28 protein-coding genes are annotated in these 21,397 nt (G+C 48.8%); 15 read left to right on the top strand and 13 right to left on the bottom strand.

Annotated elements, in window-relative coordinates:
- From HOLDEFILI_RS00385 to HOLDEFILI_RS00345, 9 genes are all read left to right on the top strand, one after another.
- Nucleotides 1–457, top strand: a 457-nt coding sequence (locus tag HOLDEFILI_RS00385; RefSeq protein ID WP_006057306.1) for a hypothetical protein, incomplete at its 5' end; no start/stop codon positions are given.
- A 216-nt stretch (nucleotides 458–673) separates the two neighbouring features.
- Entirely contained in the window at nucleotides 674–2,353 is a 1,680-nt protein-coding gene (locus HOLDEFILI_RS00380; protein WP_006057305.1) for an FAD-binding protein, read from the top strand.
- A 122-nt stretch (nucleotides 2,354–2,475) separates the two neighbouring features.
- Nucleotides 2,476–3,276, top strand: a complete 801-nt coding sequence (locus HOLDEFILI_RS00375) for a MerR family transcriptional regulator (RefSeq protein WP_006057304.1) — start codon at nucleotides 2,476–2,478, stop codon at nucleotides 3,274–3,276.
- Nucleotides 3,277–3,476: 200 nt separating this feature from the next.
- Nucleotides 3,477–3,815, top strand: a complete 339-nt coding sequence (locus HOLDEFILI_RS00370; protein ID WP_006057303.1) for a PadR family transcriptional regulator — start codon at nucleotides 3,477–3,479, stop codon at nucleotides 3,813–3,815.
- Nucleotides 3,812–4,495 (top strand): permease prefix domain 1-containing protein, encoded by a 684-nt coding sequence (locus HOLDEFILI_RS00365; RefSeq protein ID WP_006057302.1) that lies wholly within the window; start codon nucleotides 3,812–3,814, stop codon nucleotides 4,493–4,495. Before HOLDEFILI_RS00370 ends, HOLDEFILI_RS00365 begins: the two co-directional genes overlap by 4 nt.
- Nucleotides 4,492–5,034 (top strand): hypothetical protein, encoded by a 543-nt coding sequence (locus HOLDEFILI_RS00360; protein WP_039863539.1) that lies wholly within the window; start codon nucleotides 4,492–4,494, stop codon nucleotides 5,032–5,034. Before HOLDEFILI_RS00365 ends, HOLDEFILI_RS00360 begins: the two co-directional genes overlap by 4 nt.
- Before the next feature lie 45 nt (nucleotides 5,035–5,079).
- Nucleotides 5,080–5,637, top strand: a complete 558-nt coding sequence (locus HOLDEFILI_RS00355) for a hypothetical protein (RefSeq protein ID WP_006057300.1) — start codon at nucleotides 5,080–5,082, stop codon at nucleotides 5,635–5,637.
- 113 nt (nucleotides 5,638–5,750) lie between these two features.
- Nucleotides 5,751–6,458 (top strand): zinc metallopeptidase, encoded by a 708-nt coding sequence (locus HOLDEFILI_RS00350; RefSeq protein WP_006057299.1) that lies wholly within the window; start codon nucleotides 5,751–5,753, stop codon nucleotides 6,456–6,458.
- A gap of 12 nt (nucleotides 6,459–6,470) precedes the next feature.
- Nucleotides 6,471–6,884, top strand: a complete 414-nt coding sequence (locus tag HOLDEFILI_RS00345; RefSeq protein WP_006057298.1) for a hypothetical protein — start codon at nucleotides 6,471–6,473, stop codon at nucleotides 6,882–6,884.
- 152 nt (nucleotides 6,885–7,036) lie between these two features.
- On the opposite strand, the gene HOLDEFILI_RS00340 is transcribed toward HOLDEFILI_RS00345, so the two are convergent.
- Entirely contained in the window at nucleotides 7,037–7,378 is a 342-nt protein-coding gene (locus HOLDEFILI_RS00340; protein WP_039863535.1) for a hypothetical protein, read from the bottom strand.
- Nucleotides 7,379–7,578: 200 nt separating this feature from the next.
- Here HOLDEFILI_RS00340 and HOLDEFILI_RS00335 point away from each other — a divergent pair, with 200 nt between their 5' ends.
- From HOLDEFILI_RS00335 to HOLDEFILI_RS00325, 3 genes are read left to right on the top strand one after another with little or no spacing between them, the layout of a single operon-like run.
- Nucleotides 7,579–8,052 (top strand): ribonuclease domain-containing protein, encoded by a 474-nt coding sequence (locus HOLDEFILI_RS00335; protein ID WP_006057296.1) that lies wholly within the window; start codon nucleotides 7,579–7,581, stop codon nucleotides 8,050–8,052.
- Nucleotides 8,049–8,381, top strand: coding sequence for a barstar family protein (locus HOLDEFILI_RS18110; protein WP_006057295.1), 333 nt, complete (start codon nucleotides 8,049–8,051; stop codon nucleotides 8,379–8,381). Before HOLDEFILI_RS00335 ends, HOLDEFILI_RS18110 begins: the two co-directional genes overlap by 4 nt.
- A complete protein-coding gene (locus HOLDEFILI_RS00325; RefSeq protein WP_167317110.1) occupies nucleotides 8,353–8,727 on the top strand; it encodes a hypothetical protein in 375 nt (124 codons plus the stop codon). Before HOLDEFILI_RS18110 ends, HOLDEFILI_RS00325 begins: the two co-directional genes overlap by 29 nt.
- A gap of 220 nt (nucleotides 8,728–8,947) precedes the next feature.
- Here HOLDEFILI_RS00325 and HOLDEFILI_RS00320 read toward each other — a convergent pair whose 3' ends face one another.
- From HOLDEFILI_RS00320 to HOLDEFILI_RS00290, 7 genes are all read right to left on the bottom strand, one after another.
- Nucleotides 8,948–9,814 carry a PTS system mannose/fructose/sorbose family transporter subunit IID gene (locus tag HOLDEFILI_RS00320; RefSeq protein WP_006057293.1) on the bottom strand — a complete coding sequence of 289 codons (867 nt, stop codon included), beginning with the start codon at nucleotides 9,812–9,814 and terminating at the stop codon, nucleotides 8,948–8,950.
- A 2-nt stretch (nucleotides 9,815–9,816) separates the two neighbouring features.
- Entirely contained in the window at nucleotides 9,817–10,605 is a 789-nt protein-coding gene (locus HOLDEFILI_RS00315; protein WP_006057292.1) for a PTS sugar transporter subunit IIC, read from the bottom strand.
- A gap of 18 nt (nucleotides 10,606–10,623) precedes the next feature.
- Nucleotides 10,624–11,115: a PTS sugar transporter subunit IIB gene (locus HOLDEFILI_RS00310; protein WP_039863533.1), complete on the bottom strand. Its 492-nt coding sequence runs from the start codon at nucleotides 11,113–11,115 to the stop codon at nucleotides 10,624–10,626.
- Between the two features lie 19 nt (nucleotides 11,116–11,134).
- Complete coding sequence (locus HOLDEFILI_RS00305; protein ID WP_006057290.1) at nucleotides 11,135–11,815, bottom strand: PIG-L deacetylase family protein; 681 nt, start codon at nucleotides 11,813–11,815, stop codon at nucleotides 11,135–11,137.
- Nucleotides 11,816–11,865: 50 nt separating this feature from the next.
- The gene (locus HOLDEFILI_RS00300) at nucleotides 11,866–12,807 is read right to left on the bottom strand and encodes a GNAT family N-acetyltransferase (protein WP_006057289.1); all 942 of its coding nucleotides are present in this window, start codon (nucleotides 12,805–12,807) and stop codon (nucleotides 11,866–11,868) included.
- A 158-nt stretch (nucleotides 12,808–12,965) separates the two neighbouring features.
- Nucleotides 12,966–13,679, bottom strand: a complete 714-nt coding sequence (locus HOLDEFILI_RS18105; RefSeq protein WP_006057288.1) for a GntR family transcriptional regulator — start codon at nucleotides 13,677–13,679, stop codon at nucleotides 12,966–12,968.
- A gap of 71 nt (nucleotides 13,680–13,750) precedes the next feature.
- Nucleotides 13,751–14,098 (bottom strand): hypothetical protein, encoded by a 348-nt coding sequence (locus tag HOLDEFILI_RS00290; protein ID WP_006057287.1) that lies wholly within the window; start codon nucleotides 14,096–14,098, stop codon nucleotides 13,751–13,753.
- A 359-nt stretch (nucleotides 14,099–14,457) separates the two neighbouring features.
- Between HOLDEFILI_RS00290 and HOLDEFILI_RS00285 the strand changes: the two genes are divergently transcribed.
- From HOLDEFILI_RS00285 to HOLDEFILI_RS00275, 3 genes are all read left to right on the top strand, one after another.
- Complete coding sequence (locus HOLDEFILI_RS00285) at nucleotides 14,458–15,108, top strand: hypothetical protein (protein WP_006057286.1); 651 nt, start codon at nucleotides 14,458–14,460, stop codon at nucleotides 15,106–15,108.
- A 64-nt stretch (nucleotides 15,109–15,172) separates the two neighbouring features.
- Nucleotides 15,173–16,525 (top strand): MATE family efflux transporter, encoded by a 1,353-nt coding sequence (locus tag HOLDEFILI_RS00280; RefSeq protein WP_006057285.1) that lies wholly within the window; start codon nucleotides 15,173–15,175, stop codon nucleotides 16,523–16,525.
- The gene (locus HOLDEFILI_RS00275; RefSeq protein ID WP_006057284.1) at nucleotides 16,525–17,628 is read left to right on the top strand and encodes a metallophosphoesterase; all 1,104 of its coding nucleotides are present in this window, start codon (nucleotides 16,525–16,527) and stop codon (nucleotides 17,626–17,628) included. Before HOLDEFILI_RS00280 ends, HOLDEFILI_RS00275 begins: the two co-directional genes overlap by 1 nt.
- 296 nt (nucleotides 17,629–17,924) lie before the next feature.
- Here the strand turns inward: HOLDEFILI_RS00275 and HOLDEFILI_RS00270 are convergent, their stop codons facing one another.
- From HOLDEFILI_RS00270 to HOLDEFILI_RS00255, 5 genes are all read right to left on the bottom strand, one after another.
- Entirely contained in the window at nucleotides 17,925–18,719 is a 795-nt protein-coding gene (locus HOLDEFILI_RS00270; RefSeq protein WP_006057283.1) for a DUF3825 domain-containing protein, read from the bottom strand.
- A gap of 235 nt (nucleotides 18,720–18,954) precedes the next feature.
- Complete coding sequence (locus HOLDEFILI_RS20170; RefSeq protein WP_006057282.1) at nucleotides 18,955–19,389, bottom strand: SPASM domain-containing protein; 435 nt, start codon at nucleotides 19,387–19,389, stop codon at nucleotides 18,955–18,957.
- The gene (locus HOLDEFILI_RS20165; protein WP_244264293.1) at nucleotides 19,371–20,057 is read right to left on the bottom strand and encodes a radical SAM protein; all 687 of its coding nucleotides are present in this window, start codon (nucleotides 20,055–20,057) and stop codon (nucleotides 19,371–19,373) included. The genes HOLDEFILI_RS20170 and HOLDEFILI_RS20165 overlap by 19 nt, the downstream gene beginning before the upstream one ends.
- 164 nt (nucleotides 20,058–20,221) lie before the next feature.
- Nucleotides 20,222–20,689 carry a hypothetical protein gene (locus HOLDEFILI_RS00260; RefSeq protein ID WP_006057280.1) on the bottom strand — a complete coding sequence of 156 codons (468 nt, stop codon included), beginning with the start codon at nucleotides 20,687–20,689 and terminating at the stop codon, nucleotides 20,222–20,224.
- Nucleotides 20,686–21,057, bottom strand: a complete 372-nt coding sequence (locus HOLDEFILI_RS00255; protein WP_256174204.1) for an iron chaperone — start codon at nucleotides 21,055–21,057, stop codon at nucleotides 20,686–20,688. Before HOLDEFILI_RS00255 ends, HOLDEFILI_RS00260 begins: the two co-directional genes overlap by 4 nt.
- Nucleotides 21,058–21,397 lie beyond the last annotated feature (340 nt).

Genomic DNA, 21,397 nt, shown 5'->3' with positions numbered 1-21,397 from the left:
CCGCCATTCACGTCCGTCTTCGCTCGGCAGAATCAGTCTGATTTACGGCGGCTATGCGCTGATCAATACGTTTGTCGTGACAATGGCTGGTTATTCTCCGCTGATTCAGTATGGCTTACTGGAGGTCAGCGGTCAGACTGCCCAGCTTCCTGCGGCATCGGCCGCGATATTAAGCGCCGCTTATGCTACTCTCGGACCGCTGGAGCTGGTTCTGGCACTGATCGAGCTGGTTGTAGTCTTTCTGATTCTGGCCCAGCTGTTCCGGCGGTTATTCGCAGATAATTCGGTGAAGCGGCTGGCGGAGTTTGGCCTGGGCCTGTTCATCCTGATGGTGATTCAATATGGAAAATGGGGGATGCTCGTCAGCTTCATCGCCTATGGAATGGAACTGGCGGGACTTCTGGCTGTCAATCAAAGGAAGACCGGGAAACACAGATCGCCCCAAACATCTTTCTGATCAAGGAGTCAGAATGAGCGGCCGATCAGAAATAGGTTAAGGGATCGACTACCCGCTTGCCGGCCAAACTGACTTTCCATGATATTTCGTTCCTTTCGCAAACAAAAGTGTTCGACTTGTTATTTTTTGAACTTTGCGGCTTGACTCGGTACTTGGTACCGAGCTTACGATGAAGATAACGAAAGACGTTCAGTTTTGGAAAGGCAGGGAAAAAGAATGGAAAAGAACAAAACGAAAGGCATCACCCGACGGGATTTCATCAAAGGCGCGGCAGCGGGGGCAGCCGGATTGGTCGGTGCCAACTTGTTAAGCGGCTGCCAGAATACTGCATCAGTGCCGGCATCCGCTAAAATCTTCAATGAACCGGAAAAATGGGACTACGAATGTGATGTGGTTGTCATCGGCTCCGGTACAGCCAGCTATGCGGCGATCCGGGCTGCCAACGAGGGTCTGGAAACGATATGCGTTGAAGCCAGCGCCTTTGGCGGAGGAGCAACCGGTTTTTCCGGCGGAGGCGGATGGTTCCCGATGAACAAATGGTCTGTGGAAGCTGGCGATACCAAAGAAAAAATGATGAGCTATCTGCGCAATTGCTGCCGGGAGATTCCGATTACCGACGCTCAGTTGGAAGCGTACATCGATAACTCACAGCCGACGATTGATTATTATGACGAAATTTTTGCCCGCTGCAGCGAACCTGTTCATTCGCAGGTAAGCGGTCTGTTTGGCGATTATCAGGCTGAATGGGAAGGCAGCGTGACCAATGCGAGCCATTCCGTTTCCTACGGCGGCGTAACGAAATGGAAAAATGCTTATTTAGAAGCGATTGAATTGTGCGGCGGTAAGCTTCTGACTTCGACGAAGGCAACCAAGTATGTCTGGCGTTACGATGCCAACGATGTGCCGGAGGTTTTGGGAATTTTGTGCGAACAGGAAGGCAGGCCGATCGCGATCAAAGCGCGTAAAGCAGTCGTCTGCGGTGCGGGCGGTTTCGACTGGAATGACGAAATGAAAAATTCATTCCTGGCGGTGGAAACTCCATATGCCTGCTCTTTGAGTTCCAATGACGGGACGATGTTAAAAGCTACGATGGAACTGGCGCCGAAGCTGATGAATATGTCGGAATGCTTTGGTCAATGGACATACAAGGCAAAAGCTGAGGAACAAAAGGCGATGAACAGCCCGGCAAATATCGTCTTCGGCCACTATTTCCCGCGGCAGATTGTCGTCAATCAGAAAGGCCGCCGGTTCTGTGATGAATCGGCCAGCTATGACGCGCTGTGGCTGCCGTTTGCGGCATTCGATACCTTTGCCCCGTATGGGAAAACCAATTTACCAGCCTTCGAAATTTTTGATCAGAAGTTCGTAGACGAGATCAAAGGCTTCTCTGTGGATTATTTCATCGGTGATCTGGTCGATGGCGTCCCGTCTTACGCAATTAAAGCAGACAGTCTCGAAGAATTAGCACAGAAGGCAGGAATTGATCCGGAAGGGTTAAAGGCTGAAGTTGCCCGCTGGAATCAGTACTGTGCCGAGGGGAAAGATCCGGATTTCCACCGTGGTGAACAATACATAGATCAGATGTTCAACCGGATGCGTGATATGTCGCTGCTGATGGAGCCGAACCTTGGCCCGATTGACGCTGCACCGTATTACGCTTTGGAAATCGCGCCGAATATGCTGGGCACAGTTGGCGGTCCGGCAATGAACGAAGCTTCACAGTGCCTGCATATTTCTGAAAGGCCGATCGGAAGACTGTATGGCTGCGGTAACTTTACCGGCTTTGGCGGTCCGGGCCGGGGATATGCCGGAGCAGGCGGGACTATCGGCCCCGCGTTGGTGATGGCTTATATCGCGGCCGGTCATATCCTCCAGAATCAAAAAGATTGGGAATAAAAAAAGGATGCCGTTCTTTGAGGCATCTTTTCGCTTTTCAAGAAATGCTTTATACTGTAATTGAAATCATAAAAGGACATGATCGCAATCATTGAATATAAAAAGCAGGGAGGGAAATCCTTATGGAACATAAAACCGGGACCTTTGCGGAACTCTGGGGTCTGTCACCGGAAGGCTTAAAATTCTATATCAAAAAAGGTTTGCTTGATCCGGCTATCCTTGGAAAATATCGGGTCTATTCTTATAAGGAAGCCAGCATACTGCACCGGCTGCTTTATTTCCGCGCTTATGGTTTTTCACTGGAGGAAGCACGAGAATTATGCTTCACTGACGATCTTTCAGGAATCAGAGAAAAACTACGAAATAAAACGGATGTCATTCAGGAAGAAATGAAGCGCAGACAGCGGCTGTTGGATCAACTCCAGGAGGATCTTCAGGATTTAAATCATATTGAACGCCAGCTTGGTGAAATCTCCGTGATGAAGATGCCGCGGGTTTGTGTCGTAGAGAACAGCTTGGAAGAAAATAGGAAAGATGTCGAATTATTTTCCGATTGGACGAGATATCTGCCTTTCGCCAAGACCAATTACTTAATAAATCTAAGTCCTTATGAATCCAATCCTGTGCAATGGGGAATGACGGTTCCGCTGGCAATGTATGAGGAGCTGAGCCAGGAAATCGGGAAAAATGAAATCCGAATTTTGGGCGGCGTTCCCTGTTTGCATGCGTATTTAAAGGATCATGATGAAAAAGGCGTCGATCCCCGGATTTTGGAACCTTTGCTGACCTACGCTCAAAGGCATAATTATCAGCTGAAAGGGTATGCCTTAATCAATTTTACTTTCATTCTGCAGTCGAAAATGGAGGCGGAGAAAACACGGTATCTGGAATGCTTCCTTCCAATACAAGAAGAAATGGAATAACGATTCCGGCTGAAAATAGATCTGATCCATGTTTTACAAACAAGTAGTGCTATCCGATCTTTGGCATGCGCTACTTTTTGTCATAACTTTTAAAAATAAAAAATCAAATGCTGGAACAAAAAAATATCTTGCCTTGTAATACCTAGAAATACTATGTATAATAAAAGCATAGAAACTCTAGGTATGAAAGGAGGCTGTTTATGAATTATGATAAAGGCTTGATCGCCGGCAGTTCTGCTTTGTTGGTATTAAGTTTGTTAAAGGAACAGGAGCGCTACGGCTATGAGCTGATCAAGACGCTCAAAGACCGGTCGAACGACGCTTTTGATTTTAAGGAAGGTACGTTGTATCCGATTCTGCACAAAATGGAAAACGAAGGCTGGATCCGTTCGGAAAACAAAACAGTCAACGGACGTACGCGCCGGTACTACGCCATTACGGCCCGGGGCGTCAAGCAGTTGGAAGTCCAGCAGGAACAATGGTCTCATTTTTCTTCGGCGGTCAATCAGGTGCTTTCGTTTCAGGGCAGCGGATCATGAATCCGATTGAAACTTATGTCCAAGCTGTGACGGCGCAGGTTCATTTCTTTCTGGACCGCGGCCGAATCAGCGATGAATTGCGCGCTCATCTGCAGGATAGTGCCGAAGATCTGATGCAGGAAGAAGGCTTAACCCCGGAACAAGCGCAGGCGGAAGCGGCTGCGAGAATGGGGGATCCGCAGGCAGTCGGACGGGAATTGAACCGAATTCATCATCCGCTTTTAGGATGGCTCTGGCTGATCACGATGTCCTGTGCGGCGATTGCCGGGATTGTCTTAGTTTATTTGTTGCTTACCGTAGGATGGAATGAAATTCAATACCTTTTGCCTATGACTCCTAACCAGGCCGAAAAGATCGCAGTCGTGAATGAAAAGGTTGAATTAGCCGGACATACCGTGACGTTGGATGCCCTTTGGAAATCTGATAAAGGAGAGTTAATCTTAACGTATCATATCCGCAATAAGCTGTCTTATTCCCGTTCCGGGTGGTCGGTGGACTTCTTCTCTATCCAAAATGGAGACGACAGCCTCCCGGTCTATCCTTATTTTGAAGCGACCTCTTTATTCGGCTCGAAAGGAATGCTTACTTTTACAGCGCCGGCTTCCGGCGTGATTGAGCTTTCCTTGATCGACGGACAGCGGGTAACGTTAGACCTGAAACAATGGGAGCTGAAAAAATGAAAAGGAAAAGAGAGATTCTGATAGGCGCAGCCTTGGTTCTGATCACCCTTGTCGTGTTGGGATGGATAAGTGGATATTATTTTTCACCCCAGGCGTGCGTGGAAGATTCGCTGCGGGGACTGTATTTTAGTCCGGCTGAAAAGATCGACGAGGTTCAGATTGGAGAACGCTATTATTATCTGTACGCCAATGATCATCAATATGCACTGCATGGCGCACGGAAGACGGCGGGTATCTTTTATATCACGACTGGAGGGAGCACACACAATGATTATGCGGATGCTGACGAAGCATTTCAAATCGACGGACTGAGTGATGGGAAAAATCAGTTGTTTGTCATCCATCGCAGCCAGCCTGAAATCATGAAGGTGGAAATGGATCCCGGTAAAGGCCGGCCAGTAATTGTTTTTGACCAATGGGAGCATGATTTTTCCATCAAGGTCCAGCAACTGGAAAACTCTGAAGAGGCGACATGGGAGGGAACCTACCGGGCCTATGATGTGCAGGGAAATCTTGTTGAGGAGCGGATCTATCCATGATCCTCTCTGCAACAAAAGAAATCGAGATAAGCGAGTGAGAAAACCATGAAACGGATTAAACTAAAACGAAGCGCTCAGTTGGGAATCGGTTTCTGTGTCATTTTAGCCAGTCTGACCTTTCTTGGTTTGACGCAGGGATGGTATTTTTCCCCTCAGATATGCGTGGAGGATTCCTTGCGGGGATTGTATTTTTATCCTGAGGAAAAGATCGCGGAAGTTCAGATCGGCAATAAGCGCATCTATCTCTATACCAATCAGGAACAAGATAAGATCGCAGTCATGGGCGCGCAGCGGAAAGGCTTCGTTTATGAGCCGTTCGGCGGTTTTATCAACATCGTGATGAATTCGGAGGAAGCCTATGATCTTCAAATGGTGGAAAATGACGGAATTTATATGGCAGTGATCGTGCGCAGGGATCCGCGTGTAGATCGGGTGGAAGCCCGACTGAATAACGGTTTAACGTGGACTGTGGAACAGTGGCATGATGATTTTGCGCTGATTGCCCTGGAAATTCCGGAGGCGTCTGTTTCCTGTTGGCCGGGTATCTATCGGGCTTTGGATAAGGACGGACAAGTCTTACTGGAAAGAACGGTTCTTGGTTAGTTTCGTTACGAAATTCCCGGTTTGTCACTGGGATTGACAAAGCTGTGCGGTTGTCTAGTGGAAAGTATCGTGAAATCGTGTAGAATAAACTTGCCTGATAGGGAGGAATGTCTATGTTCTACGCATTTTACGATATTTTTTATTTATTAGTTCTGGCGGCGATCGGATTTTCCATGTGGGCCAGTGCCCGGGTGAATTCAACGTTCCGCACATATAGCCAGCAGCGCACGCGCAACGGGATGACCGGCTATGATGCGGCGCGGGAAGTGCTGGATGCCAATGGTTTGTACGATGTCCGGATCGAACGGGTATCAGGAAATCTGACCGATCATTTCGATCCTCGTTCCAATGTTATCCGGCTTTCTGATTCCGTTTATGGTTCCGCCTCTACTGCCGCGGTTGGCGTGGCCGCGCATGAAGCCGGACATGCGATCCAGTATGCTCAGGGTTACACGCCGTTAAAGATCCGTAACGCGATCATTCCGCTGACGAATATCGGATCCCGGATGTCCACGCCGCTGATTTTGCTGGGATTGCTTTTCTCCAGCATGGGACGTTCGGCGATCACGATCGCGTATATCGGCGTGGCTTGCTTCGCATTGAGCGTCGTGTTCCAGTTAGTTACATTGCCGACTGAATTTGACGCCAGCCATCGAGCGGTGGCCGCGATTGAAAACTGCGGATTATTGACAAGCGAGGAAGTGGGCTCGACCAAGAAAGTGCTGTCTGCGGCGGCGATGACGTATGTCGCGGCACTGGCGGTCGCGATTACTCAGTTTCTGCGTCTTTTGAATATCGTTCAACGCAATGACCGGCGCTAAGCGGCAGTGTCAGTGAATTCAAGAAAGAAAAGAATTCGGGCGCTGAACCGAAAACTTCAAGCCAAACACAACGGCCCGGAAACCTTTATGGGCTACCCGGTTACTCAGGGCGGGGTTCTGGTTGACGCCTGGTGGATTCCGATTGAGGAAGCGGAAGTCTATATTCGCCAGCGGGAAGCTTGCGCCGCGCAGCTGATCGCTGAAATGGAAACCTTCTGCGGACGCGTCTACCGGGATTTAGCGGGAACGGAAGACGGCGAAGTGGTGTGGGGTGAATCGGTATTCGGCACCGAACGCAGCTGTCTGGTCTTTCTGGACCCGCAGACGGTGGAAGCCGCGAAGAAAAAGGAGCTGCGGAAGTTTATCCTGGAAAGCAACGAGATGACAGAGTTCACTGCTCAATTCAATTTCGATTCTGCGAACTGAACTTCATCTCCCTGCTTATCATTTCCGCCAGTTTGGAAACCAAAATGAAAAACAGCCTGAGATTTCCGGTTTATGGAAGTTTCAGGCTGTTTGTCGCTAAGTCAGTTCAGATTGTTTAGGTGAAACCGTTCAGGACTGTGAGAAATTCTTTTTTACTTTACGGTCTGGAATTCTTTCCGTTCAATTTCCTGCGGTGCTTCGATTTCGCGGGCGAGGGTGTGTTCCGTCAATTCGGAAAGCAGCTTAAGCTTCTTGTTGATCAGCGGCCGCATGCAGTTCGGCACATGTTCCTGATGAGCGCGGTGGATAGCGACGCATTCCTTGCAATTGCCATGATAGCGGCAAGCTTTCCGGCATGGACAATGATCCTTTTCCTTGTACTCTTCGCGGAAAGCGGCGGCGAATTCTTCCTGAAGCGCCAGACCGGCCTGACGATTGCCGTTATGGAATTGTTCCATCGCGGCGAGTTCTTTTGGATTTCCTTCAATGATCATCAACAAATCCCCTCTTTCTTTGTTGGCTTCATCAGCCAACAACGTTCCTATTCTAGCACCAGGAAAAGGTGAGCTTCAAGAAATTCCTTATAAAAATGACGATTAAAGAAGAAACAAATCTTTTTATGTTGTGGAAAGAGAGGAATGGACTTTGTGTTCTTTTCCATTTTGTTTTATCATGGTAAAAAAGGAGCGTGTTTATGAAACTGAGATTGAAATTAGGCTTGGCGCTAATGATGGTGCTGAGCTTACTGGGATGTGCTTCATCACCGACGCCGCAGATCACGCCAGCGGTGCCTCTGCCGACAGAAGAAACGATAACGGTCCAGGAAGACGGCTGGTATTCCACGAAGGAGGAAGTCGTAGAGTATCTGGAAGCCTATGGACATCTGCCGGAGAACTACATTACGAAAAAGGAAGCCCAGGCTTTGGGGTGGGATAATGCGAAAGGGAATCTGTGGGACGTGGCCGAAGGAAAATCCATCGGCGGCGACCGCTTTGGCAACCGTGAAGGACTGCTTCCCAGCGCTCAGGGCCGGACTTGGTATGAATGTGATATTGACTATCAAGGCGGCTACCGGGGAAAGGAACGCCTTGTCTTTTCCGACGACGGTCTGATATATTATTCCGACGATCATTACGCAAGCTTTGAAGCGGTAAGGGGACACGAATGAAGCGTGCTTTGATCGACGGCCGCAGTTGCCGGGATAAACAGACGCTGCATCAACAGCTCAAAGATCAGCTCATCTTCCCCGATTATTATGGGAAGAATCTCGACGCGCTCTATGATATGTTGAGCACCACGCAGGAAGAGATTGAAATAGGATTCCTGAATAGGGAAGAATTGCATGGCAATTTAGGCAGCTACGCAGACGCGCTGCTTGCGACCTTACAGGAAGCGGCCGCAAACAATCCTTTCCTTCATCTATCCGATGGAACAACGCCGGCGGAGAAGGTTGGCAGTCAGGCAGAAAGTGAAAATCAATCCGAACATGAATTATGAAGAAAAAAGGCTGTTCAGTCAGGTGATGCGAATGAGCTTCAACGGCATTGGGATGATCGACGGAAAACGATACCAGGCTAATCCTGAACTGAAAAAAGTGCTGCGGAAGCGCACAACCGGCGGATTGACCATTCTATTCCTGTTGTCGATTCTGATCAGTCTGTTCCTGGAAGCCGATCCGTTTCAAAACAAGCTGCTTACACAGCTGGCGGCATTGGCATCCACTTTATTTTTCGTCCCAATCCATAACGCCTATTGCCGGCGTTTGTTTCCCAAAGATTTAAAAAACTATCTGATACCCTTGGAACCGGAGGAGGAAAAGCGTCTTGGTCAAGGATCCGAGTGAGTTGAAAAATAGAGCTCAGAAGGGGTGTCGGAAGGAATTTTGATTTATCTTGCAAAGCTGAATAAAATAGAGAGCAGGACAGCGATTCACAGCTGTCCTTTTTCCATAAAAAAACTCCATCCAGGCTGTGAGTGAAGCAGCGCGGATGGAGTATCCACGGCCGGAAGGCCGGAAGCGTGGATAAACCGGAAAGATTCAGGGTTAACGCAGAAACATCAATTTACGCGTAGAAACCAGTGGCATAACCGATGAAGGTCAGGGCACACGCCAGAACGAGGATCAGTCCCATCAATTTCAACGGCGACCATTTCTTCTTCGCATACAAACCATAGACGCCTAATGTCAGGCCCAGCGGCAGGATCTGCGGGAAGATGGAGTTCAGTACGGAATCGGCGTTGAACAGTACCTGACTTTCCAGAATCGTGTTGGTCGTGGCGTCATAGACGTCTTTGACGATCTGAATCGGCAGTGTGCAGGAAACGAAGGATGCGGTCAGGGCGCCGACAACGATCAGGCCCAGGACGGTCATCGTGTCCGTCAGTAAATTCAGCCGGCCGGTCGCCATAAACGTCTGCATTCCTTCCAGACCAGACTTATAGCCCAGTTTGAACAGGAACCAGCTCAGTGCGCAGGTGCCGATCGGATAGACAAGCATGTAGATGACCGGTCCCAGCCAAAGCATATTGGCGGAAGCCTGAGAGATCGACAGGCAGATTGTCAGCAGGATCGGGATGATCGTCGCAACCCACAGTGAATCGCCGATTGCGGATGTCGGGCCGATCAGCGCAACTTTGACGCTGCTGATCAGTTCCGGCGTACACTGGCCGTTAGCGTTAGCTTCTTCCAGACCGCAGACAATGCCGTTGCAGATCGAACCGACCTGCGCTTCGGTATTGAACAGCGTAATATGACGCTGCAGCGCAGCTGCCCGTTCTTCTTTCGTATCGTATAATTCTTCAATGACCGGGGCCATTGCCTGACCGAACGCCATACCCAGCATCGATTCCGCCTGCTGGGAACAGCCGTTCCAGAGGAACCAGGTCCGGAAGGATTTCTTTAATGTTTTTTCACTGATTTTCTTAGCCATGATTAAGCTCCTTTCCGATCAGCCAGCGAGGAGGCTGCGACATAGTAGAGAACTGCGGTGATGATCGCGACAACCGCGACCGCCATCGTGCTTAAACCGAAATAAGTGACGAGAATGAATCCGGCTAAGAAGATAACGATGTGATATTTCTTCTTTAACAAGAACGATAAGATGATGCCCATTCCCAACGAAGCCATCATGCCGCCGAAAATGCTCAGCGCAGTGGTGACCCAGCCCGGAATCAGCGTTGCGAAATCAGCCTGACCGGAAGCGGCCGTCATCGACGTCAGAACGAGCACTGCCGGAACAAAGCGGCATAAGAAACCGATTGCCTGACCCATGAAGACGTTCGGAACGATCATTTTGCGGGTATCCCCGGCTTCTGCATATTTTGCGGCAACCCGGTTCAGCGGCAGGTTTAAGGCATACGACAAATTCCACATGACCTGACCGACCAGTCCGCCGATTCCGGCGAAGACCACAGCCAGACCGATCGCCCCGGTAGCGTCCATCCCCTGACCGAAGACGATCGCTGCGGCGACACCGATGTAGGTGGCATACGATAAGTCCCAGGCAACCGCGCCGCCCGGCGTGACGTTGCCCATATACATGATCTGTAACGGAATTCCGACGGCCATGGCAGTCTGAATATCCCCTAAAATGACGCCGACGACCAGCGCTGCGACTAACGGACGGCCTAAGGTGTACCAGCCGATGGTGTTGCCGACGATAGAACCGATGGATCCCAGATACACAAAGATTGCGATCAGGATGATTTGAATGATTGACATAATTACCCCTCTGACTTTCTATTCAATCGTTTTGCGGAAAGCATCCCAGCTTGTCCGGGTGGTGTTCGGCAGCTGGTGGAAGCAGACGTCCGCACCTTTGGCGCTCAAGGCGTCGATGACTTCCACGTCCTGCTGGCTGAGATAGAAGATGCCGGTTGCGCCGGAAACCTTATGCACGGAATCCGGACGTTTAGCAATGTTGCCCAGCATCACGAAGTCGGCTTTCAGAACGGTGTCTTCCAGGTCTTCCAGCTGCTTCGGGAAGCGCACGATCACCAGACGGTTGTTTCCGCTGTCCTGGCTTAACAGGCTGCGGGCTTCCTCTGTGGTGACAATATGCGTTTTATAAAGCGGCGGTACGCTCATTGTCATGATCGATTTCAGCATTGGATTTTTGGCGCTTTCGTCGTCGATCGCAATGATTTCCTGGATCGCCAAGGTCGGACACCAGGCGACGATGGTCTGGCCGTGAATCAGCCGGTCATCGACGCGGACTACAATTTTTCCCATGGTCATTTCTCCTCTCTTTTTACCACAGCTGCGGTTCGATCAGGCTGGCGTACATATACGCGACGGTATAGCCGCTGTTGTTGGATTCAATCTGGCGGACTTTGCCGATTGTCGGATAATACTGCTGGTAAGGGAAGTCGTTGACCTCGCCGCGGAAGACGGCGTATTCCTTCATCGCGCCGTACCACTGGGTGACTTCCTCTGGATTCAGCGTGAAGTAGGCCTGCGGAAGGAAGCCGACGAGATCCTCAAACGTTTCGCCGTAAACCAGACGGATCGGATTGCCTTTTTCGCGCAGCCGCTTGACGGCGGTGACGACGGCGTCGTGGGTGTTGATGTGCCGCGGGTGCATTGAACCGCGCCAATGGGTGATGACCAGGTCGACTTTCTCATCGACGAAATACTGTTCCATCCGCTGAGCGAAGTCCTCCAGCGAAGGCATATTGCTGGAAACGTAGCCGAGCCAGATCGTGTCGGCGCCCAGCTTTTCCGCAGCTTTCTGATTCATGGTCAAGAGATCTTTCAGGTAAGCCTGTTTCGCTTCTTCCGTTGCGGCCGGATCCTCCAGCCGCCCCTGGGTGACGTGGATCAGCGTGCAGTGTGCGCCTTGCCGGGCATATTTGAGAATCAGCGGTCCGCCCATCAGCTCGGCGTCCAGCGAATGGGCGCCGATGCTGACGACGCGTTGGATTGATGTCATAATGTGTTCTTCCTTTCTTTAATAGAGCATGGTTTTCGTGCAGATTTCAGTTAATCTAAATTCCTGCGGTAATCGGTGAAGGTGCGGAAAACAGTGATTCCGTGGCGCTCGTAGAAACGGCGTCCCGGCGCGTCGGTGGATACGAAATACATGTGATAGATACCGCGCTTCTCCATTTCCAGCTGCATCAGATCGAGCAGGATGCTGCCCAGGCCCCAGTTGCGTTGGCTGGCCATAACGCCGATCGGACCGAACCGCATCGGATTGCCGTCCATCTGACGCATGCAGAAGCCGGCGAGCTGATCGTTTTGATCGACGCATAACAGCACGTTGTCTTCGGCCAGATTGTTCTGCATACTGATCAGCAGGTTGCGCTTCCAGCCGCCGCCGAATTCGACCTTGGCAAACTCAAGCAGATCGACGCAATATTTCCAGCTGAACGGAATGAACCGGAAACCCGCGGCTTCGGCTTTCGCCTTGCGGGCCAGCGCCGCTTCATCGAGCTGGTAACCATGCAGATCCTTGCACATCGAGTAACTTTCCTCGCCGCTTTGATAGCCCATCGCGTCAAAGAAAGCGGCCGATTCCGGATAGTTCTGCTTGTCGATGCCCGGGAAGAAATAATTCGGGCTGTACGCGGCGACCGTGATGTTTTTAGCGCCGCGCGCCTTCATGTCGGCTTCGGCTTTTTCGACTAAGGCCCGGCCGATTCCCTGGCGGCGATGTCCGGCTTCGACGAACAAGACGTTGATCCAGCCCCGGTCCGGTTCCGTTCCCCGTTCCAGATAAGGGAATTTGCGGCGGGTGGCTAACAGGAAACCGGCGACTTCCTGATCCGCTAACGCCACATAACACAGCGACGGATCGAAGTTGTCGTCCAGCAGCGCCTGCTTGCGGAACTTCTGTAAGGTCAGCGGATCGCAGGGAAGACAGGCGTTCCACAGATCGACGACCGCCTGTTCGTAGCACTGATTATAATTCTGAATTTCCATAGATCTTCATTCCTCCTCAGTCAGTATATTAACGAACAATCTCCATTATCTTGTAATATTGATATGTTAACATATTAACTGATTTCATTATACGGTGCGCCCTTGGAATATGCAAGCCCTTTCAGTTAAAAAAAGAACATTCTGTCGAAGAATGTCCTCTACATTTTGATATTGACCGTGACGGAATACCAATCCTTGTTGAAATAGGTCTCTGCGTATTCAATGATTTCATCGCGCTGATCAAAGGTCAGCCGCTTCACGAAGAACGTCGCGGTATTCTTGCGGATGTTCATGAGCCGGGCAATCTCAACATTGCCGATCTCCCGGACCGAGTAGTTTTCATTAACCCAAACGGGCGTCACGTTGACCTGGGCCAGCGTCTTGTAGAAGGATTTGGTTTCGTAGACCGTCTGTGCCTGTTCCAGCGTAAGCAGGCGGCTGTCCACAAACGAACTTTGATAAGCGATCGGTTCTCCATTTGCCAGACGGATCCGGCGGACGCAGAGAATCGGCTGCTCCGGATCAATCGTCAGTTTCTCAGCGATCTGAGCGTTCGTGATCAGTTCAATTTTATCCACATGCATGTCGATTTCATAACCTTGCTGAAGCAGCTCGTCGCTGAAGCTGAGCGAGGTCAGTCCGCGGATCATCTGCTTCTTGGCAACAAAGGTGCCCAGTCCCTGAATCCCGGTGAGGTAGCCCTCGTTGATCAGATCGGTAAATGCTTTGCGGACCGTAATGGTCGAGACATTATATTTCTTTTTCAGCACGGATTCGCTGTCGACCTTATCGCCCGGTTTCAGCTGGCCGGATTTAATGGCGGCAATGATATCCTGTTCGATTTGGAAATACTTGGCAACCTTGTACTCCATTTCACTTCACTCCTTAACTTAACATATTAACTTATCTGGATTATAGCAGATTCCATTTTCAAAAGATAGAGTCATTCCCCGGAAAAGAGAATTTCGGCGAACCCCCAACCCGCGGCGGTCATTGAAACATCGCTGATCAGGATGAAATGGAAAGCGTTGAACTGCCGTCCGGTCAGCGAAAGCAGGAATAAGAAGATCAGCCCGGCGGTCAGGGCGGCGATCAAGGAAGTCCCGGAAATTTTGCGGAAGTCCTTGTGATGGAAAACGAATCCGCAAAGCAGGCCAAAGCAGAAATAAACGGAAATCAAGACTTTGGGATTAAACAGAAGCAAGGCCTTGCGATAGGCGTTGATGGCGAACAACAGCGCGATCAGTCCGATGACTTTCAACAGTGTGGTGACCGTATTTTTGATTTTCATTTTTCTCCTTCCTTTCTGTCATGAAAATGAAATGAAACGACAGCTGGAGCAATCTGGACGGGATTAGCGCAGCGTGATCCCTGATCTGACTGGAAAAATGATTTGAAAGTCCAGCCAATTGGGTAATGTGAAAAACAACGAACTTTGATTACCTTTATTATACCATCTTCACCCGGGTTGGAAAGAAAAGCCGTCGCCGTTTCAGAAGAACCGTAAGGTTTTTACGAGAGAATTTTATATAGAAGAAAAGACGCAGGAAGGAGCTGTCTAAAAGGGCGGGAGGCGTTTGCTTTTCCACCCGGATAGGACTATGATAAGGGATATCGAAAAGAGGACACAGGAAGAAAGGGGCGGAAGCAATGACAGCGATTTTATTTCCCGAAGCGATGTGTTTGGCCGATCCCATCAGCGGGCAGACGAGCTGGGGCGCGAATCAGGAATGGTATGGCGATTTATGGCAGCGGAAGGCAGGCTGCGGTCCGACAGCGGCCGCCTCGCTTATCTTTTATCAGATGCAGAAGCAGCGGATGAAGCAACGGGAGGCGTTGTACTCCGGGCGGCAGTCACTGCTCGATCAGATGAATGAGCTGTGGAACTATATCACACCCGGCCGCGGCGGGGTGAACCGGGTTTCCATGTTTACGGAAGGCCTGGAAAAATACCGCACGGTGAAAAAGGAAAACTTTGAGATCCGGGCGCTGGAAGTCGCGGAGGATCCGGCGCAAAGGCCAGATTGGACGACAGTCAGCCGTTTTCTGGAGGAGGCTTTAAAACGGGATGAGCCGGCGGCTTTTCTCAATCTGTGCGCGGGGGCGGAGAAGCGGATCGACGACTGGCACTGGGTGATGATCAGCGGGCTGGACCCGCAGACTGGGGTGATCACGTTTTTTGACGAGAGTCAGATCAAGGAAGCGGATCTTTCCTTATGGTTAAAAACAACCACGAAACGGGGTGGTTTCGTGACGCTGCGCTGGCCTTTGCCGGATACAGAAATTGCCGGGAAGGATTAACAATTTGAACGAAACGGATTATAATTACTTTTAATTAATAGAAAAAGGACTAAGGGGGAAAGACATGGCATCAAAACAACGTGGACTTATGACTTCCGGCGTGATCTGGAAAGAACTTCTGTTATTCTCAATACCTTTGCTTCTTGGAAATTTATTCCAGCTTCTCTATAACACCGTCGACTCGATCGTCGTTGGCAATTTCGTCGGACATCAGGCGCTGGCTGCGGTCGGCGCGAGCACACCGCTGATCAACATGTTGATCGGATTTTTTATGGGCGTCGCCGCCGGCGCGGGCGTTCTGGTTTCGCGGTTCTTCGGCGCGCGGAAGCTGGAGGAGCTGCATATTGCCGTCCATACGTTTGTGGCGTTTACGTTTTTGTTCGGGGTGCTGATGATGGTGGCCGGGATTACGCTGACGCCGCTGTTTCTGCAATGGATGGGGACGCCGGCGGATATCATGGACATGGCGGTGCTGTATCTGCGGATTTATTTCCTGGGCATTATTCCCACGATGCTGTATAACTCCGGGGCCGGGATCCTGCAGGCTGTCGGCGATTCGCGCCGTCCGCTGTGCTTCCTGACGATTGCCAGTGTGCTGAATATCATTCTGGACCTGGTGTTTGTCATCCAGCTGAACATGGGCGTGGCCGGAGTGGCCTGGGCGACGCTGATCGCGCAGACGGTATCCTGTATTCTGGTGGCGGTCACCTTGCTGCGGTCAAAGGAAAGCTATCAGATTATTCCAAAAAAAATCCGGATCGATAAGCCGATGTTGATGCAGATCGTGCGGCTGGGGATTCCCAGCGGTTTGCAGCAGATGATCGTTTCGTTCTCCAATGTGCTCGTCATGTCGTATGTCAACCGGTTTGGTTCGGCGGCAATCGCCGGTTTCAGCTCGGCGAACAAGTTTGATAATTTCCTCGGCCTGCCGGTCAACAGCTTCATGCTGGCGATCACGACGTTTGTCGGTCAGAACATGGGCGCGAAGCAGATTGAACGGGTTAAAAAAGGGATCAATACCTGTATGTTCATGGGGATTGGCATCGTCATCGCCATCGGAATTCCAGCTTATCTGTTCTCAGATCTGTGCATCCGGATGTTTTCGCAGGAAGCGGACGTTATTTATTATGGATCGTGGATGATGCGCACGCTGGTTCCTTTCTATTCCATTCTGAATATTGCGCAGGTGCTGACCGGCGCGGTGCGCGGGACGGGGAATACAACAGTGCCGATGCTGATCAATGTTTTCTATTACTGCATCATCCGGCAGGTATTCCTGGCGGTGGCGATGATGTTCGTCAATTCGATCGTCGTCGTGTTCTGGAGTTATCCGCTGACCTGGACGTTGTCGGCCGTCACATTGTTTATCTACTATAAACGCGGCAGCTGGCTGAAACACAGCGGCGTCCGCGGCTGATGCTGGATCGTTCTTTACTCCGGATTCAGGATCTCCGCGATCACCGGGCAATTTTCATCTCAGATATCCACGGCGAAAAAGACCTGTTGGAAGTGTTGCTGGAAAAAGTTCATTATATTCCCGGACAGGATACTCTGTTTCTACTGGGGGATCTGATCGAAAAAGGCAGCGCCAGTCTGGAAACGCTGCGGTGGGTAATGACGTTGGCGCGCAACGAACGCGTTATCGTGTTAAAAGGGAATAACGATGAAGCAGAACAGCTGCTGGAGGATAAAATACCGCTGCCGATGAAGCTGGGTTATCTGCGTACACGGCGGTCGCTGATCAGCGAGATGGCCTGTGAACAGGGCATGACGATCGATGAAAAGACAGATTTTAAAGCTTTGCGCCGGCGTTTGACAGAGGCGTATGCCGAGGAATTTGTATTCCTGCGGGATCTGCCGCTGATCGCTGCCGGTCCGGGTTATGCCGCAGTGCATTCCAGTCTTCAGGACGCTCAGGATTTAACAAATAATGATCCGTGCCTGATTTTAAAAGATAATGATTTTTTGTTAAAGTCTTCCGTGAAATTTCCATACCCGGTGATCGTGGGCCACATGCCGACGGTGGCGTTAAGCGACCGACAGGGAAATTGCGGTGTACATTTCCTGAAAGACCGGAATATTCTGGCGATTGACGGCGGATGCGGGATGCATGCGCATGGTCAGCTGAACGCTCTGATCGTTCAAGACGGAAACTTTCGACAATTTCAGACGGCCAGCGCCGATCGCCTGCCGCGGTGTCGGGTTCTTGCGGATCAAGCGGCAACCCCAGAAGATCAACAAGTATTCGTGCGGTATTTTGAAAGTGAGATCGAAGTTGTGGAAGAAAACAACGAGTTTCTGCGCGTGCGGCATAAAGCAACGCAGCGCTTGTTGGAAATCCCTCGCAGCGCGCTGCGGATGATCGAGGGGAAGCCCCATTGTTTTAACAGCACAAGCTGTTGGCTGGCTTTGCGCCAAGGGGAGGAAGTCGCGGTCATTCAGACCTACGCGGACCGGTCGTTCTGTAAAATGAACGGCCAACTGGGTTGGGTAGGCAATGCCGTGCTGGAAACCAAGTGAAAAAGGAATAAAGCAGGCAGATCGTGTGAATCCGGTTTGTTTAAAAATTTGGAATTGATTGTTGAGGAAGGTAAGAACTTCTCATTCGGATGGAATTGTAAACTAGTGAGCCAAATAAAGTAATTCACGTGTGCTGTTTCAATTGACAAATAATTATTTTGAGCATAATATAAATATACCAAAGCACATATCGTGTGAGGGATGAAATAACTAATTTTCAGTGAATGGGAATGTTTATTTTACGAAGTTCTTCTATTATTTACTAATATGAAAAAATAGCCTTAGAGGCTATTTTTTCATTCTAAAGCTAACCAATCTGCTTCAGGTTTCATAAGTAATCTTGCGTTTTTATAGGCCATGCTCAGTGTAAAGATTGTATTTACACGATATCTATTATTAACATATCCGACAGCTAAGGCCATTTTATGACCATCTAGATTTACAGGAAGGAGATAAGTAATTTCATCGTTGTAGTATTGTGGAACAGCGATTCTGTAATTTCTTTTGCATCTTTTCAATGTTAAATCTAAAGCTGAAGATAAAAGAGCTGAAATATAAAGCTTGCCTTTATTTTTTAATTCGTCACTGAATCTATCTGTATGATCTTGTAAAATATGATCAAGATTTTTCACAACCTTCTTATTGGGATCAAAGTAAATTTTTTCTGGATTATCAAAGTAGGTGACAACTGGGGGAGTTTCTGCAAAATTATTTAAAAATTCATAGTCAGATTCTTTTTTAAAACCATATAAATGCATTGCAAACTTTTGACTTCCTGTAAATTTGTTAAACATACATATGATATCTTCCCCGTTTTCTGTTAATAAGCCTGTATTAAAAGCAGCATAATCGTCGTTCGGCGTAAAATATACTAAATCATCTTTAGCGGCTTTATCAAAGGTATATTGAAGATAATTGAGCAAAATATCATAATCCTTTCCATCAGGACTTGTCCAAATTTCTTTTTCAGCGAGGTTAGCAAGCTCAGCTAAATACTTTATCTGTTCTTCCTTTTTTCCTATATATGCAAAGCGAAATAATAATGTAGATGTTTCATCAGATGTCAGCATTTTTTTTAGTTTTTCGTTCATATTTTACCTCCATTGCTGCTTAGATTGCAGATAACATAAATGCATATAATTATAATTAGCAATTATAGGTTAACAAAAAGTATTATCGGAAGTAAAATTAATAATTTAAAAAATATAGCTGTAGTTTTATAAATTTAAAGGTTTAACAATATGGTTTGAATTTTATCAGAATAACTCAATAAAGTCAAATGAAATACTATATTGATTTTTGCTGTTTTCTGCAATAAATTTAGGTTTACGCTTGTCTGCGCAGAGTCATTGCCAGCTGTCTCAGTATCGCCTCATGTTTCTGGATAAATGCTTGATAGCCGCAGAATTGTTCATCGAAGTAACAAATATTCAAACGCTTGCACTGCCCGTGGCAGATTTGCGCATAGCGGCAGGTTTCGCACAGCTTTGTCGATCGGCGCGGTCCCTGCAGGAAGCTGGACAGGATCTTTGATTTCGATAAATCAGCCAGGCTGCAATCCCGCAGATTGCCCAGTTTGTATTCGTCCAGCACATAGAAATCGCACGGATAGACGCTGCCGTCGCTCTCCACGACAAACTGCATGCTGCAGAAGCCGAGATAACCACACTGCTGCGGCGGGACACCCGCAAACAGCGGGATCAGATTATCAAATAAGGTTACGCTGATGTAATGATCTTGTTTCAGTTCTTCCAGCCACAACTGGAAAAATTCGTCGTAAAACCGGAAGAAAGCCTGCGGTGTCGGGAATAAGGATCGTTCAGTTCCTCCAGTGGCGGCAGGCAGGGAATGAGCTGGATATAATCGAAATGATGCTCAAGATAGAATTCAAATAATTCTTTCGGATGCTCCGCCAGCTGACGGGTTAATACCGTCAGAATGTTGAAATCAATCTTTGCCTGACGCAGCTTTTCAATGTTTTCCAGAATGCGGGCAAACGTTCCCTGGCCTTTGGCATCCGGACGCATCGCATTGTGCTGAGCGGCATAACCGTCCAGCGATACCCCGACTAAAAAACGGTTCTGTTTCAAAAAACGGATCCATTCGTCATTCAGCAGCGTCGCGTTGGTTTGCAGCGCGTATTGGATAAGGTGATAGCTTTTCTTCTTCAGGTTGACCCGGCGGATAAACCGACGGAAATAATCCAGTCCCGCTACAGTCGGTTCCCCTCCCTGAAAAGCGAAGGTGATCGTCACTTCTTCTCGGAAGAAATCCAGCGTTTTATCGATCAGAATCTTCATCGTTTCTTCGTTCATCACGCCATAAGAAGGAATCTCCCGGTTTTCCGCGACGTCGCAGTAAAAACAATAACGGCAGCGCAGATTGCATAAGCTGGACGCCGGTTTGATTAACATCGAAAAGTATTTCATAGCTTGACCTCGTTTCTGTTTGTTAAATTTTATGTTTAATTTTCTTCTCTCCGCTGAGCCAGGTACAGCCTCCAATCTTTCAGCTGCTCAGGGATGGAATAGATGTCCTTCCCCTCAATAGTGACACTTTTACTGACACCAGGATGCTGCGGATCAAAAAGATCCTAGGCTGTAAGCAGATTTGGATTTTCCCGGATCTGATGCGCCGCGAAGAACTCTGCGTAGCTTTGAAGATTCTGACCGAAGATCGTTACTATGTTATATTTGCTGAACAAAATCTCATCGCCGCTCTCCAAACCGCCAAAACCAAAGGTCGAAAGTCCGTCTTTAATCAGAAGTGGTCCTGTCTGCTTTAAAAGGGTGAGCGCCGCAGCTTGAGAACAACCGTCAAGATAGTATACATCGACATGCAGCTTTTCCACAACGCCAGGCCGGATTTCTTGTTCATTCTCTGCCTGAGTCGGCAGTTCCAGGATAAAGAAAAGGGGTTCATCGTGGACAGCGATGAAATGCTGCATGAGGGATTCGATCTTGTCGGTGCCGATGTTGGCAGTCATTTGATCGCCATTAATTTTATATTCTTCCCGCAATCGTTCGGCAAACGGGACATAACAACCAGCTTTCAGTTTCATTTCAGGGACTCTCTTCGGACTTTTTCTGCGCGGAATTGGATCATCTTGATGAGTAAATCTTCGGGAAGCGGCTGATCCCAGCGAAGCTGCAGCGTATTTTTTTCGTTGGTTTTATAGGGCTTTAAGTCAGTTTGAAATTGTCTGATCGTTGCCGGGCTTGTGTAGAAACCTAAATGTTTTTGATATCCGGCAAATTGCAGGCAATAGCGACCTTCCAGAACATAGGTCGGCGCACCCCAGGATAACTTTTCCTCAATTTGAGGCATCGTTTTTTTGATCAGCATTCGCAGCTGATTTAACAGGTCACGCTGTTTTTCCGGGAATGAACAAAGGTAATCTTCAACAGATTCCCGTTTCTCTGTTTTCATAATCATGGCTTCCTTTCGTTAAATAAACCGGCACCGCAATATCCGATCCATAAAGAGAATCTCAGTTATTTTGTTATGCCCTTCGATCAATTGTCGGAACCGGGCTGAAGCACGCGGCTGTTTCTTAATTATTATATCATGTTTTAGGCTAGTTCCCGAAGGGTGGCAAAGGATCTGGAAGAAAAAAGATCAGAGGCGAAAAGATTGAAAAACAAAAATAAATAAAGAAGGAATTGTAACGCTGCGATGAAAAGAAAAAGGGGTCAGTGTTTGTTTGTAAAGTCTGTTAAAAGACTAAAGAGGGAATTGAAAGTGATACGGTATTGAGTTATAATGAGCA

This window comes from Holdemania filiformis DSM 12042, assembly GCF_000157995.1.
Taxonomy (GTDB): Bacteria; Bacillota_I; Bacilli_A; order Erysipelotrichales; family Erysipelotrichaceae; genus Holdemania; species Holdemania filiformis.
The sequence above is the reverse complement of the archived record's forward strand: the minus strand, read 5'-3'. Positions and strand labels throughout refer to the sequence as shown.